General features: G+C 74.6%; 6 protein-coding genes. 5 read left to right on the top strand and 1 reads right to left on the bottom strand.

Going from position 1 to position 14,442, the window contains the following annotated elements:
* Positions 1-102: 102 nt before the first annotated feature.
* The 3 genes from ACFY7C_RS04560 to ACFY7C_RS04570 all read left to right on the top strand — a co-directional run bounded on the left by ACFY7C_RS04560 (position 103) and on the right by ACFY7C_RS04570 (position 6,882).
* Complete coding sequence (locus tag ACFY7C_RS04560; protein WP_389643617.1) at positions 103-951, top strand: GNAT family N-acetyltransferase; 849 nt, start codon at positions 103-105, stop codon at positions 949-951.
* Between the two features lie 489 nt (positions 952-1,440).
* Positions 1,441-3,138, top strand: a complete 1,698-nt coding sequence (locus tag ACFY7C_RS04565; RefSeq protein WP_389645959.1) for a S8 family serine peptidase — start codon at positions 1,441-1,443, stop codon at positions 3,136-3,138.
* A gap of 228 nt (positions 3,139-3,366) precedes the next feature.
* Positions 3,367-6,882, top strand: coding sequence for a LuxR C-terminal-related transcriptional regulator (locus tag ACFY7C_RS04570; protein ID WP_389643620.1), 3,516 nt, complete (start codon positions 3,367-3,369; stop codon positions 6,880-6,882).
* A 100-nt stretch (positions 6,883-6,982) separates the two neighbouring features.
* Here ACFY7C_RS04570 and ACFY7C_RS04575 read toward each other — a convergent pair whose 3' ends face one another.
* Positions 6,983-7,792: a caspase family protein gene (locus tag ACFY7C_RS04575; RefSeq protein WP_389643623.1), complete on the bottom strand. Its 810-nt coding sequence runs from the start codon at positions 7,790-7,792 to the stop codon at positions 6,983-6,985.
* A gap of 113 nt (positions 7,793-7,905) precedes the next feature.
* On the opposite strand from ACFY7C_RS04575, the gene ACFY7C_RS04580 reads away from it, so the two are divergent.
* Positions 7,906-8,766, top strand: a complete 861-nt coding sequence (locus ACFY7C_RS04580; protein WP_389643626.1) for a DNA/RNA non-specific endonuclease — start codon at positions 7,906-7,908, stop codon at positions 8,764-8,766.
* A gap of 130 nt (positions 8,767-8,896) precedes the next feature.
* Positions 8,897-14,434 (top strand): trypsin-like peptidase domain-containing protein, encoded by a 5,538-nt coding sequence (locus ACFY7C_RS04585; RefSeq protein WP_389643629.1) that lies wholly within the window; start codon positions 8,897-8,899, stop codon positions 14,432-14,434.
* Positions 14,435-14,442: the final 8 nt, after the last annotated feature.

The following is a 14,442-nucleotide window of genomic DNA, read 5'->3' on the forward strand; positions in this document are numbered from 1 at the left end:
CCCGGGGCGGCCGGAAAGTGACGGCGGCGTTACGGTGCGGCACCGGGGCGGGGCTATGCTCGCTGCCTCTCGCTCGCCGCGCCGTCGCCCGAAGGGACACTCATGGGTCTCCGTGTCTCCCCCGCCTCCCTCCAGGACTGGGCGCTGGTGCGCGCGTGGTCGGCGGCGGAAGGGTGGAATCCGGGAGCGGCCGACGCCGGGGCGTTCTTCGCGCAGGATCCCGAGGGGTTCTTCCTGGGGCGGATCGACGGGGAACCCGTTTCCGCGATCTCGGTGGTCAACTACGGCGACGACTACGCGTTTCTGGGGTTCTATCTCGTACGACCCGATCTGCGCGGTCTCGGTCACGGCCTCGCGACCTGGCGGGCCGCGCTCGCGCACGCCGGCGGGCGGACGGTGGGGCTCGACGGGGTGCCGGCCCAGCAGGACAACTACCGGCGTTCGGGCTTCGCGCCCGCGTACCGAACCGCCCGATACGTGGGCGAAATGCCGCTTCCCGACCGGCCGGTGACCGGTGTGGTCGCCGCGGAACGGGTGGATCCGGCCGAAATCGCCGCGTACGACAGCGCCTGTCACCCCGCCGACCGCCCCCGCTTCCTGCGGTCCTGGCTGACCACGCCGGGCCACCGGGCCCTGGTCCGGATCACCGACGGGCGTCCGACCGGTTACGGTGTCGTCCGGCCCGCCGAACAGGAGGCCCGTATCGGGCCGCTGTTCGCGGACACCCCCGCCGACGCCGCCGCCCTGCTCGACGCCCTGGCCGCCGAGGCCCGCGCCTTCGGGGCGCCCCGTATCGCGATCGACATGCCGGAGGCCAACCCGGCCGCGGCGCGGCTCGCCGAGTCGCGCGGACTGGAGCCGACCTTCGAGACGGCTCGCATGTACACCGGTCCGATCCGCCCGATCGCGCGGGAACGCGTCTTCGGCGTGACCACCCTCGAACTGGGCTGACGCGCCGGGCCGGCGGCCCGGCCCGCAGGGGCCTTCGAGGGCCCCCGGAAGCGTGCCCCCTCCCCTCCCCCTCCCACCCCCTCGGGGTGACAAGGGTTTTCCCCGTATCGAGTTCACCTCGGCGTTCCCTACTGTCTGCCGCACCGGCGGATCCATCCCCCTCCCCACCTGTCAGGTGCATGAGAAGGGGTGGGTAGTGTCGCCGGGGACGGCCTTGACCCGGGCCGTCGCGCCGGTGGCGGCGCACGGGCCCCCACGCCCAGGGAACAGCGGTACGCGACCCCACTTCGCCCCGTGGTTCCCGCGCCGCCGCCACTGCTCCACTTACGTCGTACTCGAAAGGGCCACACCTTGAACGGTTCCAGGCGGAGAGTCATATCCGTGGTGGTCGCGAGCGCCGCGATCCTCGGTGCCGCAGCCACCACCTCCGGGGCGTTCGCCGCCGTCCCGGCCGCTGCCACTCCGAAGCCCGCACCGGCTTCGCAGGCGATGACCGCGCTTCCCAGCGCCCCGGTCGAGAAGGTCATCGTCACCTACAAGTCCTCGTCCGCCGAGGCCGGCTCCAACGCCGCCGCCAAGACCGACGCCGCCGACAAGGCCGCCGAGACCGGCGAGAAGCTCTCCTTCGAGCGTCGCCTGGCCGGCGGTGCCGCGCTGGTGAACCTGGGTGGTTCCGCGACCAAGCAGGACGTGACCGAGGTCATGGCGGCCTTCAAGGCCGACCCGCAGGTCGCCTCCGTCGAGCCTGACATCCGCGCCTACGCGATGGCCGTGGCCCCGAACGACACCGACTACGCCAAGCAGTGGGACCTCTTCGAGGCCACCGGTGGCATGAACGTTCCTGCCGCCTGGGACAAGACGACCGGCGCGGGTGTCACCGTCGCCGTCATCGACACCGGCTACGCCGCCCACTCCGACCTGGCGGCCAACACGGTCGCCGGTTACGACTTCATCTCCACGTCCGCCGACGCCCGCGACGGCAACGGCCGTGACGCGGACGCCAAGGACGAGGGCGACTGGAACGCCACGGACGGCGAGTGCGGCACCGGTTCCCGCGCCTCCAACTCCTCCTGGCACGGCACCCACGTGGCCGGCACCATCGGTGCGGTCACCAACAACACCAAGGGCATCGCCGGCATCGCGTACGGCGCGAAGGTCCAGCACGTGCGCGTCCTCGGCAAGTGCGGCGGCTCGTCCTCCGACATCGCCGACGCGATCACCTGGGCCTCCGGCGGCACGGTCGCGGGCGTCCCGGCCAACGCGACCCCGGCCAAGGTCATCAACCTGAGCCTGGGCGGCGCCAGCTCCACCTGCCCGAGCGTCTACCAGACCGCGATCAACGGCGCCGTCTCGCGCGGCACCACGGTCGTCGTCGCCGCGGGCAACAGCAACGCCAACACCTCCGGCTTCACGCCCGCGAACTGCTCGAACGTCATCACCGTGGCGTCGACCAGCCGCGAGGGCAACCGGTCGTACTACTCCAACTACGGCACCATCGTGGACGTCGCGGCCCCCGGCGGCGAGACCCGCCGCGCCACGGACACGCCCGGCACCGTCACCACCCCCGAGAACGGCATCTACTCCACGCTGAACTCGGGCGCGACGACCCAGTCGACCGAGAACTACAAGCCGTACCAGGGCACCTCGATGGCCGCCCCGCACATCGCCGGCCTCGCCGCCCTGCTGGAGTCGGCCAAGCCGACCCTGACCCCGGCCGACATCGAGTCCGCGATCAAGACCAACGCCCGTCCGCTGCCCGGCACCTGCACCGGCGGCTGCGGCACCGGCATCGCCGACGCCGCCAAGACGGTCGAGGCGGTCACCGGCACCACCACGCCTCCGACCGGCGTCTTCACCAACGCGAACAACGTGACGATTTCGGACAACACCACCGTGTCGTCCTCGATCGCCGTCAGCGGCCGCACCGGCAACGCCCCCGCCACCCTCAAGGTCGGCGTGGACATCAAGCACACCTGGCGCGGTGACCTGGTCATCGACCTGGTCGCCCCCGACGGCACCGTGCGCAACCTGAAGGCCTCTTCCTCCTCCGACAGCGCCGACAACGTCCTGACCACCTACACCGTGGACGCGTCGAGCGAGGTCGCCAACGGCACCTGGAAGCTCCAGGTCCGCGATGTGGCCTCGGGTGACACCGGCTACATCGACTCGTGGAGCCTGACCTTCTGATCCACCCGGCTCCTTCTCGGAACCACCCCCCACACCAGCATTTCTGCTGGTCAGCGAAGCGCCCGTGGTCTACACCACGGGCGCTTCCGTGTGTGGGCCACGCTCGGTTGACCGGGGACCGCTGTCCGTATGCCGGACATAGGGCCTGGACGGGGGCGTTCTGCTCCGTATTCTCTGCGCAACGGGGCTCATGGGCCGGGGGCCCGAGCGCCGGAGGGTGGTGGACCTATGACGACAGTGCCGCTCCGGCCTGCGCCGGTGGGCCGGGAGGAACTCCTCTCGCGACTCGAACGCGTCCTGCACACACGAGGCCGAGCGCTGCTCACCGGACCCGCCGGGGTCGGCAAGACCGAGGTGGCCCTGGCCGCGGCCGCCCGCGCGGAGGCGCGCGGCGAGACGGTCCTGTGGCTGGCCACGCTCCCCGCCGACCGCGACATACCCGGCGCGGCCGCGGCCGCTCTCGTCGCCTCCGTCGCCGCGACCGTGACCTGGCCCGACCCGGCCGCCGCTGCGCCCGTGACCGAGGCCGCCGGCCTCGCGGACCGGCAGCCGGCGGACGGCGCTTCGGCTTCGGCTTCGGCTTCGGCTTCGGCGGGCACGGAAGGGCCGGCCGGCGGCCCCGGCCACCCGGACACGGGACGTCCGAGCGGCCCTGCGGGCACCGCCGCCGGCGGTCGCGGTGCCACGGGCTCCGCCGCGCACGGCCGGCTCTCCGGCCCGGCCGCCCCGAGCGCTCCCGGTTCCGTCTCCGCGACCGGTGCCGTCGGCTCCGCGGCGCACGGTCGCCCCTCCGGGCCGGCCGGCGCCCCGGCCACCGCGAACTCACCTGCCGGTCCCGGTGACGGGCCCGCGCACCGAGCCGGTGCGGCGGGCTCCGCCGCGGAGGGACGGCTGCCGGGACAGGCCACACCGTCCCGGTCCGGATCCGGTGTCCTTCCTGGCACCGGGAGCGTCCCGCCGTCCGGGCACGGGCCCGCGGGGGCCGGCCTGCCCGGGCCGCGCGCCGGTGAGGCCGCCGCCGGAGTGGCCGGTGCCGGGGTGGCCGGTGCCGGTCACGGTCCCGGGTACGACGCCGGACACGGAGCCGGCCACGGGCTCGGGCACCCGGAACACGGCGGGCATGGCGGCGGCCAGGCCTCCGCGCACGAGGCCGGATGCCCCCACTTCTCCGCCTCCTACGCCCCCACCGGCCTCGGCGTCACCGCGTCCCGGGTCTGTGAGGGGCTGCCCGGGCCGCAGCGGGCCGCCGTCGCCATGCTGTGCCGTGAGGCGCCGCCGGAGGAGGGAGGGTGGGACCCGATCGCCCTGCGGCTGGGGCTCGCCGGGATCCTGCGGGCGCTGACCGCACGAGGTCCCGCCGTGCTCGTCGTCGACGGGGTGCAGCACATCGACCCCGAGAGCGCCGACCTGCTCCGCTTCGCGCTCCACCTGGCGCCGCCGACGCTGCGGGTGATCGGCGTCGAGACGCCCGAGGCCTACGCGGCGTACGCCGGGAAGGACCCGCACGACACCCGGCTGTGGGTGCCGTCGGAGGCGGACGTGCTGCTCGTGCCGCCGCTGCACGCCGACGAGATCGCCGAGCTGCTCATCCACCACCGGCTGCCGTCCCGGATGGCCGGCCGCATCCACAAGGCGAGCGGCGGCAATCCACGGCTCGCGCTGGCCGTGGGCCGTTCCCTGGCCGACGCCCGGACGCCCGTGCACCACGCGGAGGCGCTGACGCTCTCCGGGCGGGCCCGGGACCTGGCCCGGCAGTTGCTCGGGGCCGCGCCGCCCGAGGTCCGCGAGACGCTGCTCCTCGCGGCGCTCGCGCTGCGGCCCACCGCGGCCCTGGTGCGCCGGGCCGGACGCCCGAACGCGGAGGCGGATCTCGCGGCCGCGGAGCGGGCCGGCCTTGTGTCGCTCGCGGAGGACGGCACGGTCGCTTTCACGGCCGGGCTGCTGCCCTCGACCCTGGTGCACGACGCGTGCTGGGCCGAACGCAGCGCGGGGCACGCGGCGTTGGCGCGGGTCGTGGACGATCCGGTGGAGGCGGTCCGGCACCGGGCGCTGGCCACCGACGCGCCGCAGGAGGAGCTGGCGGCCGAGGTGGCCGAGGCGGCGGACCTGGCCCGGCGGCGCGGCAACAGCGCGCTCGCGGCCGAACTGGCTTTGCTGGCCGCCGAGTCGACGCCCGGGTCGCACGCGCAGCGGCGGATCGCCCGGCTGGCGGACGCGGCCGAGGAGGCGGCGCGGGCGGCGCGGGCCGATCTGGCGATGCGGGCCGCGACCGACCTGCTGGCCCGGGACGCTGCGCCCGCCGACCGGGTGCGGGCCCGGCTCGCCGTCCTTGACACGGCGGGCCAGGGGCTGACCGGGCTCGACGAGATGTACGTCCACGCCATGGAGGACTCCGAGGGGGACACGGCCCTGCGGGCCGCGGTGCAGCTGCGCCTCGCCGTCAAGTACGTGCTCGCGGACGGCGATCCGCTGCGTTCGCGGGCGGCGGCGATGGAGTCGGCCGCGCTGGCCGCGTCGATGGGCGATCCCCGGACGGCGGCCCAGGCCCTGACCGTACAGGCGCGGATGGAGCGGGCGCTCGGTTCGCCGGACGCGGAGGCGGTGCTCGCCCAGGCCAGGGCGCTGGAGACGGCGGAGCGGCCGGCCGGCATCCGGAACGCGGCGCAGATCTTGACCATCCGTCATGCCCTGTTCGACGGGCGGCTCGTGGACGCGCGGACGCAGCTGAACGCGCTGCTGCCGCTGGTGCAGCGGCGTGGTTCGGTGGAGGACGCGATCGAGCTGCTGAGCACGCTCGCCGAGATCGAGTCGCGGATCGGCCCGTGCCCGGCGGCCCTGGGGCACGCCGGGCGGTCGCTCGCGCTGACGCTGGAGGCGGGGCTGTCCCCCGGGCCCGCCTGGTACGCCCTCGCGCTCGCGGAGACGGCCGGCGGCAGCTTCGCCCGGGCGGCGAGTTACGCGCGGCGCAGCGTGCAGGCCTCGGAGGAGGAGGGGGACCGGGTCTTCCTCTCGCGCAGTCTGTACGCGCTGGGCCGGGTGCAGCTGGTCAACGGGGACGTCGCCGCCGCGCTGGAGACGCTGCGGCGGGTCGAGGCCAACGAGCGGGCCCAGTCGACGGTGGACCCGTCGATGCTGCGCTGGCACGAGGAGCTCGCCGAGGCGCTGCTCGCGCACGACGAGGTCGAGGAGGCGCTGGCGGTGCTCGCGGAGGTGCGGCCGGTGGGTGAGCGGCTCGGCCGGACGACCGTGCTGCTGGGCTGCGACCGGGCGTACGCGTTGTGCCAGGCGGCGGAGGGCCGGACGGACGAGGCGGCGGAGCTGCTCGCCGGCACGGCGGCCCGGTTCGCGGAGGCGGAGCTTCCGCTGGAGCAGGGGCGGGCGCTGATGGCGCTGGCCCGGGTGGAGCGGCGCCGGCGTCGGCGTTCGGCGGCGCAGGCGGCCCTGCAGTCGGCGGCCGCGGTGTTCGAGCGGGTCGGGGCGGCGCCGTGGCTGGCGCTGGCGACCGAGGCACCGGCCGGTCATGCGGGCGAGGGCCCGGTGGGCGAGGAGGCGCTGCCGGCGCTGTCGTCGCTGACGGAGGCGGAGCTGCGGCTTGCCCGCCTGGTGGGGCAGGGTGCCAGCAACCAGGAGGCGGCGGCGAAGCTGTATCTGAGCGTCAAGACGGTCGAGGCGCGGCTGACGCGGATCTACCAGAAGCTGGACGTGCGCTCGCGGGCCCAGTTGGCGACCGCGCTCAGACCGTGACCCGGACTGGCTCAGACCTGGCTCGGACCTGGCTGGGACCGTGACCCGGACCTGACTCGGACCTGGCTCGGACCGTGACCCGGACTGGCTCAGACCAGGCTCAGACCGTGAACGGGCGTTGGGCCAGGAAGGCCGCCGAGGGTGCTCCGGTGGTGTGGAGGTTGGGGCTCTGGGTGGGCGGCAGCCGGTGCTGGACCGCCCGGTGGAAGGTGCGGTAGTCGCCCCGGAAGGCCCCGTCGTCCCAGACGCCGAGCAGGGCCTCGGTGAAGGCGCCGTTGACGTCTCCGTCCGCGGCGACCTGGTTGTCCTGACAGGCGGAGACGAGGATCACCGGGGGGCCCTGTCCGTCGGCGTAGACGGTGGCGGCCTTGGCGAGCGAGCGCTGGAGGTCGTCGTAGAAGTCCCGGTCGCGGTCGTAGAGCGCGGCCTGCTTCGGCTCGGGCAGATAGCGGCCGGTGACGTCGGTGATCCCGGGGAGCTCGATGCTGCTGCCGCTGTGGCAGCAGTCGAAGAACGTGACGATCCGGACGCCGTGGTCGAAGCGCAGGAACTCCTGGTGGACCTCGTCGTCGAGGAACTGGCGGTCGTAGAGGACGAGGGTCTCGTCGAGCCGGTCGGGTTCGTCGTCGGGCCCGGTGACGTCGGGGACCTGGCCGCCGTGGCCCGAGTAGGTGAAGAGCAGGATGTCGCCCGCGCCGAGCCGTTCGGCGGCATCACGCAGGGCGGCGGTGACCCGTGCGACGGTGCACTCGGGGGTGAGCAGGACGGTGTCCGCGAACCCGTTGGCACGGGCGGTCCTCGCCAGGTCGCGGGCGTCGTTCTCGCAGGCCACGAGGGTGCCGTCCCAGCCGTCATAGCGGTCGGGGTCGACGCGGTTGAGTCCGACGTGCAGTGAGATTCCCGTGGGCATGGGGCCTCCTTGGCCGGAGTGGAGGGGCACCGGGGGGTAGCCGGGGGGTCTGTTCGAGTGGCCTGGGTGCCCGGTGCCGTGGGGCGACCTCCCCCACGCGGTACGTATATCGTATGAATTCCAGCGATTCCCGGCACGATCTGCTCGCCGACCGCACCGGTTACGACGAGGACTTCCTCGGCCCGACGGTGCCCCTCGCGCTGCCGGCCCGCACCTCGGTGGAGACGGTCGTCCTGCCGTACACCCACTTCAGCGTCGTCTTCCGGCCCGACCGGCGGCTCGCCGCGTCGACCGCCGTGTGCATCGAGGGACGGGAACTGCTCGACGACGTCCCCAGGGACGACCAGTGGCTGTACGACCCGCGACTCCCCCGGGAGCAGCAGGCGGGCGACGACGTCTACAAGAACAACAGTCTCGACCGGGGACATCTGGTGCGCCGCCTCGATCCGGTGTGGGGCGCCGCGGCGGTGGCGGGCCGGGCGAACACCGACACCTTCTACTTCACCAACGCGGCCCCGCAGGCGGACGTGTTCAACCAGGGCAAGCAGGTGTGGCAGGGCCTGGAGAACCACCTCCTCGACCACGCGGCCGCCTTCGACCGCAAACTGGTGGTGCTCACCGGGCCGGTGCTCCAGGACTCCGACCCTCCCTACCGGGGCATCCAGGTGCCGCTGCGCTTCTGGAAGGTGGCCGCGTTCATGCAGGACGGGGCGCTGGCGGCGACGGCGTACGTGCTCGACCAGAGCCCGGACCTGAGCCGGGACGCGGACCGCGCCTTCGCCGGGACGCCGTCGGGCGCGCCGCCGCCGCTCGGGCCGTTCCGCACGTACCAGGTGCCGGTCTCGGACGTCGCGGAGATCGCCGAGCTGGAGCTGGGACCGCTGCCCGATGTGGACCTGATGCCGCTGATGCGCGCGCCGGAGGACCGCTGGCGGCTGCTGGAGTCGTACGAGGACATCGCGATGACGGACTGAACCCGCGGGCGCGGGGCCGGCGGCGGGGGCACCGGCGGGGGCCGCGATTGCGGGCCGTGGCGGCCGGCGGGACGATGACAGGGCGCAGTCAGGCGTCCCCATCGGCGCAGGACGACCGGGCAGGTGCGGCATGCCTCTCACCGAGACGGAGTGGGGCCTCGTCACCCGCTGGGTGCGGGACCACCTTCTCGACGACCCCGATCCCCGGACCCGGCTGCTCACCACCACCCTGACCACGGACTTCGTGGCGGATCTCCCGCTCACCCCGGACCGGGACGCGAACGCCCGTCTGATCGTGGGGGCCGCCCGCAGGGACGTCGCCGACCAGCGGCGGCTGCTGGACGCGTTGTCCCGCCTGGACGCGCTCGACCGGCTCGACGCCGTCGACGCCGTGGGCCGCGGCATGGAGGTACGGGCGCTGCTGGCGCGGCTGCGCGAGGACGAACAGGCGCGGCACGCGGCGCGGGACCCGTTCGAGGCGGTCGTGCTGCGGCACGGCACGGAGGTGTTCGTCGGCCGGGCGGAGCTGCGCGCGACACTGCGCCGCTTCGTGGCCGACCCCGAGCTGTCGGTACTGGCGGTGGACGGCGAACCGGACAGCGGGCGCTCGTACACCTACCGGCTGATCCGGCATCTGGGCCAGCACTGCGGGTTCCGTCCGGTACGGGTGACGCTCACGCGGACGTCGACGGCGGCGCGGCTGGTGGGGCGGCTCGCCGAGTTCGTGTCGGGTCCGGAGGCCGACGGATTCCCGTTGAACCCGACACGGTTGAACGATCCACTGCCGTCGATCGACGACGCCGTGCACCGGATCGTCCGCCGGGCGACCGCCGCCGAGGACCGCTTCTGGCTGGTCCTGGACGAGTGCGACGCGCTCGACCCCACCTCCGACGTGTGGGACTGCATCGGCAAGCTGGCCCTGGCCGTCTACGAGCACACTCCGGTACGGAGGGAGTCCGTGCCCCGGCTGGTGCTCCTCGGCTACTCCACCACCGCGCACCCGCTCCCGTACGACACGAGGAAGAGCGTGTGCCGGGACACGGCGCGGCCGGCCGGACCGGACGAACTGCGTGCGTTCTTCCGCCGCTTCTTCGCCGAGACGAGTGCGGGCGAGTCCGACGGCTCCCCCGGTCCGCCCCGGGAGGCCCGCGGGGAGCCGGGCGAGGCGCTCGTGGAGACGGCGGTCACGGAGGTGCTGCGCGCGGTGGACGCGGCGGATCCTGCCGAGAGCCCCATGCGCCGGGTGTGCACGGCCGTCGAGGACGTCGTACGGCTCTCGCTCGGACTCGCCCCCGGCGAGGACCTCACCGGACCGCTGCGAGGCACCCTGCGCTCACCGCCGGGACCCGGTGCGGTGCCCAGCCTGCCCGCACTGCGCCGGGCCTACCGTGAGGCGGCCTGCCTGCTCGACGCCTTCGACCCGGCGGTGCTGCGGCTGCCCGGCGAGCGGGAGCCCAGCGGCAAGGCACTGTTGGAGCTCGTCGACGACTGCACGGCGCTCGCGGGACCCCAGCGCTCGGTGCGCTGGGTGCTGCGACCGGAGGTGCGCACGGCCACCCTGAAGGGCCTCGCGGGCCCCGAGGCCGCGCTCGCCGCCCTCGCGGCCAACGCCGGCTCCCTCCCCGAGGGTCCGGGCGTCGAACGCGCGGCGCTGGCCCTGCTCGCGGGCCTGGTCCCGACCCGCTCGGCGGTCGACCCCGCGCCGGGCGGAAGCCGTATCCACGGAGACGCGGGCGGGGACGGCGGCGGGGGCGCGGCGCTCGGGGTGTACGGCGGGAACGCGGTGGGTTTCGTAGGCTCCGCGGACTCCGTGAACCCGGTGGACGCCGTGAACTCCGTGAACGCCGTGGACGCCGTGGACGCCGTGGACGCCGTGAACGCGGTGGACGCGGCCGACGTCGACGAGCTCACCGATCTCCTCCAGGCCGTGCTGTGGCTGGAGCAGGTGCCCGGCACCGCCGGTCTCCTGCCGTCCGTGGCCGACGTGCAGCGCCGCCTGGAGCGCGCCCGGCTGCTGCAGCCGCTGCGGCTGCTGGTGCGGGACACCTTCCACGGCCGCTCGCGCGAACTCGACGCACTGCGGGCCTACATCGCGCTGCCGACCGAGCCCGCGGAGCCGCCGGTGCTGCTGCACGGCATCGGCGGCATCGGCAAGAGCACCCTGCTCGCCCGTTTCCTCCTGGACAGTCTGCGCGAGGCGGCGCCGGACGGATTCCCCTTCGTCACCATCGACTTCGCACGACCGACGCTCTCGCTGCACGAACCGGCCACGGTGATCGCCGAGGCGGCCCGGCAGCTCGGCGTCCAGTACCCCGCCCACCGGGCCGCGTTCGACGCCCTCGTCGGCCGGTGCGGGGAGACGGCCGCCGTCCAGCGCGGCGAACGCGACCGGATCGACGAGCTGTCCCGGCTCTCCGCCACCCGCGCCACCCTGGGCCGCGACTACTCGGCCGGCTTCCACGCCCGGGCCAGCGCCGACGAACAGGACCTGGCCCGCGAGCTCGCCGGCCTGGTCGCGAAGGCGGTCGCCGGGCCGCCCGGCACGATGGAGCCGCCCCTGGTGGTCACGCTCGACTCCTTCGAGGAGGCCCAGTACCGCGGCTCTCCCGTCATCTCCCGCATGTGGGCGGTGTGGACGGCGCTGCGCGCCGCCTACCCCCGGCTGCGGTTCGTGGTCGCCGGGCGGGCCCCGATCGACCACCCGGCCCGGGTCCTCGCGCCGCGCACCATGGAGCTGACCGAGCTCGACGAACAGGCCTCCGTGGACCTCCTGATGTCCTGCGGCATCGACGACGAGCCGGTGGCGCGCAGTCTGTACGGCCATGTCGGCGGCCATCCGCTGAGTCTGAAGCTCGCCGCGCGCACGGCGCTGTCGCTCGGCGAGGGGGCCGACTCGCTCGGCGAGCTGCTGCGGAGCCTGACCTCGCGGCGGCGGCTGCGGGGCAGCGTCGACCAGATGCTGATCCAGGGCACCCTCTACGACCGGATCCTCAAGCACGTCGCCGACCCCGATGTGCGCGCCCTCGTCCAGGCCGGCCTGGCGCTGCGGGTCATCACTCCCGAGCTGCTGCGCGAGGTGCTCGCCGGGCCCGCCGGAGTGGCGGTGCCGCAGGCCGCGGACGCGGGACGCCTTTTCGGCCTGATGGTGTCGCGGCTCGACCTGATGGAACCCGCGGGACCGCAGGCGATCCGGCACCGGCCCGACCTGCGGTCGATCATGCTGCGGCTGTCCGACGGCGCGCGGACCGATCTGATGCGGGCCGTGGACACCCGGGCGGTGGCCTACTACGCGGCCCGTGAATCGGCCGCGGACCGGGCCGAGGAGATCTACCACCGCCTGCGCCTCGGCGAGAACCCCCGTACGGTCGAGGCGCGTTGGCGGCCCGGCGTGGAGCACCACCTGGCGGGCGCGGACCGGGACATGCCGCCCCGCTCGGCGGCGTTCCTGCTCGGCCGGATCGGCGGGCACGTACCGGACCGGATCATGACGGAGGCCGACCAGGAGGACTGGGAGCGGATCGCCGCCCGCGAGGTCGAGGACCTGCTCACCCAGGGCTATCCGGAGGTGGCGGCGCGGCGGCTGGCCGAGCGGCAGCCGTGGACGCCGTGCAGCAGGCTGCACGGTCTGCTCGTGGAGACACTGGCCCGTACCGGGCGGGCAGCGGACGCCCGGGAGACCGCCGAGCGGGCCGTGGACCGGGCGGAGGAGGCCGGGTGCGCGGAGACCCGTCTGGAGCTGTTGCAGCTGTCCGCGCGGCTCGCCCAGGACGCGGGTGACTTCACCGACGCCGACCGCGCGCTCCAGGAGGCCGAGGACGTGGCGGCGGGCCTCGGCCTGCCGTACGAGTCGATCGGCGTCCTGGTGGCCCGCTCCCGGCTGGCCGCCGCCGCGCACACGGACTCCGCGGAGACGGACGCCCGGCTCGCCCGCGGGCTGCGCGGCCTCCCGGACGAGGCGCTCGCGCAGCAGCCCGCCCTGGCGCGCGCGGCCGCCGTCTCGGCCTGCCGGTCCGATCCGCAGGCCCTGGCGCGCACGCTGCGGCTCGTGGGGCTGCCCGGTGACGACGAGGCCGTGGTGACGGCGCTCGCCCGCTGGATCGAGACGGCGATGGCGGACGAACCGCGGCTGCGCGAGCCGTTGGCGCGCATCCTGGAGTCGGCCGCGGCGGGCGCCCGGTCGGCGGGCCCGGCCACGACGCCCTTCCCCGGCCCGTACGGGGGTCCCCTGCCGCACACCCGGGTCGAGGAGGCGCTGTGGGAGGCACGGCGTCACGGCACCCTGGACGCCCTGGCGTGGCGGGCGCTGATGCTGAGCGACCGCAGCGGTGATCTGTTGCTCGGCGTGGCGGAGGCGGTCGACGCCGGTCGGCCCGGCTCCGGGTACGGGTACGGGGCTGGGGCCGAGTACGGAGCCGGGGCGGGGTACGGGTCCGGGCGGCCCTGGTACGGGCCGGTGCCCGGCGGGGCGGATCTGGTGGGTGTCACCCCACCGCCCGACCAGGCCGAGGCCGCCTGGCGCGACGAGCCGTATCTGACCGCCGAGGAGCTGCGGGCGGTGGAGAACGCGGCCGTGGAGGCCGGGCTCGCCGACCGGGAGCTGCGGGGCCGGCTCTTCGCGGGCGTCAAGGACCACTTCCGGGCGGCGCTGCCGCCGCGGCCGACGCCGTTCACGCAGGTCCAGTCCGACCTGCGGACCATGAACCGGGTCGAGCGGCTGATGGAGGGCGAGGTGCCTCTGGAGCTGTGGCTGCGCAACGCCATCGCCCTGGCCGCCGAGCCGGGCCCGGTCGCCGTGTTCCAGCGGGCGCTCGACCATGTGGTGCGGGACGCGGCGGGCGAGCCGGAGCTCCCGGCGGAGTATCTGTCCGCGGAGTTCAAGGAGGACATCGTCGTCCGCGACGACATGGTCCCCTTCGAGTTCCTGCACGAGGGCTTCCTCGCCGGCGGGGCCGTCGTCCGTCTCACCGTGCCGCCGTACGAGTCGGGTCAGCAGCTGTGGCCCGCGTACCCGCACGTGGGCACCGGCTGGCTGATCGCCCCCGGGCTCCTCGTCACCAACCACCATGTGGTGAACGCCCGCAACGGCATCGGCGGCGGCCGGAAGCGGGTCGCGGAGGAGGACCTCCAGCTCCAGGTGCGCAACTCGCGCTCGCGCTTCGACTACGGCGCCGACCGGGCCGAGACCGAGGAGGTCACGGCCACCGGCCTCGTCGCCTGGGACGAGGAACTCGACTACGCCGTCCTGCGACTGACGAGCGCTCAGCCCGAGCGGCAGGTGCTGCGGGTGGCGACCGAGCCGTTCGGGATCCCGGGGGCCGAGACCCCGGCCGTGAACATCATCCAGCATCCCAAGGGCATGCCGAAGCGGGTCGCGCTGCGCAACAACCTGGTCTATCAGGCGGACGAGAAGAACCTCGCCTACTTCACCGACACCCAGGGCGGCTCCTCCGGCTCCCCCGTCTTCACCGACCGGTGGACGGTGGTCGCGCTGCACCGCGGCGCCCGCCGGATCACCGGCGTGGAGTACCGGGGCCGGACGAGCGCGGTGGTCAACGTCGGCACGCAGGTGAGCCGGATCCTGGCCCACCTGCGGGAGAACCGGCCCGAGTCGTACGAGGAGATCATGACGGCACAGGCAGCGCTGCCGCGGGAACCGGACGAACTCTGAGAGGTGAG

Source organism: Streptomyces sp. NPDC012769 (assembly GCF_042901205.1).
In the GTDB taxonomy this organism is placed as follows: Bacteria; Actinomycetota; Actinomycetes; order Streptomycetales; family Streptomycetaceae; genus Streptomyces.

What these genes read in the sequence shown, in the direction of transcription:
- ACFY7C_RS04580 (WP_389643626.1), top strand. Translation starts at nt 7,906, where the DNA reads ATGAATTCCAGCGATTCCCGGCACGATCTGCTCGCCGACCGCACCGGT.
- ACFY7C_RS04570 (WP_389643620.1), top strand. Translation starts at nt 3,367, where the DNA reads ATGACGACAGTGCCGCTCCGGCCTGCGCCGGTGGGCCGGGAGGAACTC.
- ACFY7C_RS04565 (WP_389645959.1), top strand. Translation starts at nt 1,441, where the DNA reads ATGACCGCGCTTCCCAGCGCCCCGGTCGAGAAGGTCATCGTCACCTAC.
- ACFY7C_RS04575 (WP_389643623.1), bottom strand. Translation starts at nt 7,792, where the DNA reads ATGCCCACGGGAATCTCACTGCACGTCGGACTCAACCGCGTCGACCCC.
- ACFY7C_RS04560 (WP_389643617.1), top strand. Translation starts at nt 103, where the DNA reads ATGGGTCTCCGTGTCTCCCCCGCCTCCCTCCAGGACTGGGCGCTGGTG.
- ACFY7C_RS04585 (WP_389643629.1), top strand. Translation starts at nt 8,897, where the DNA reads ATGCCTCTCACCGAGACGGAGTGGGGCCTCGTCACCCGCTGGGTGCGG.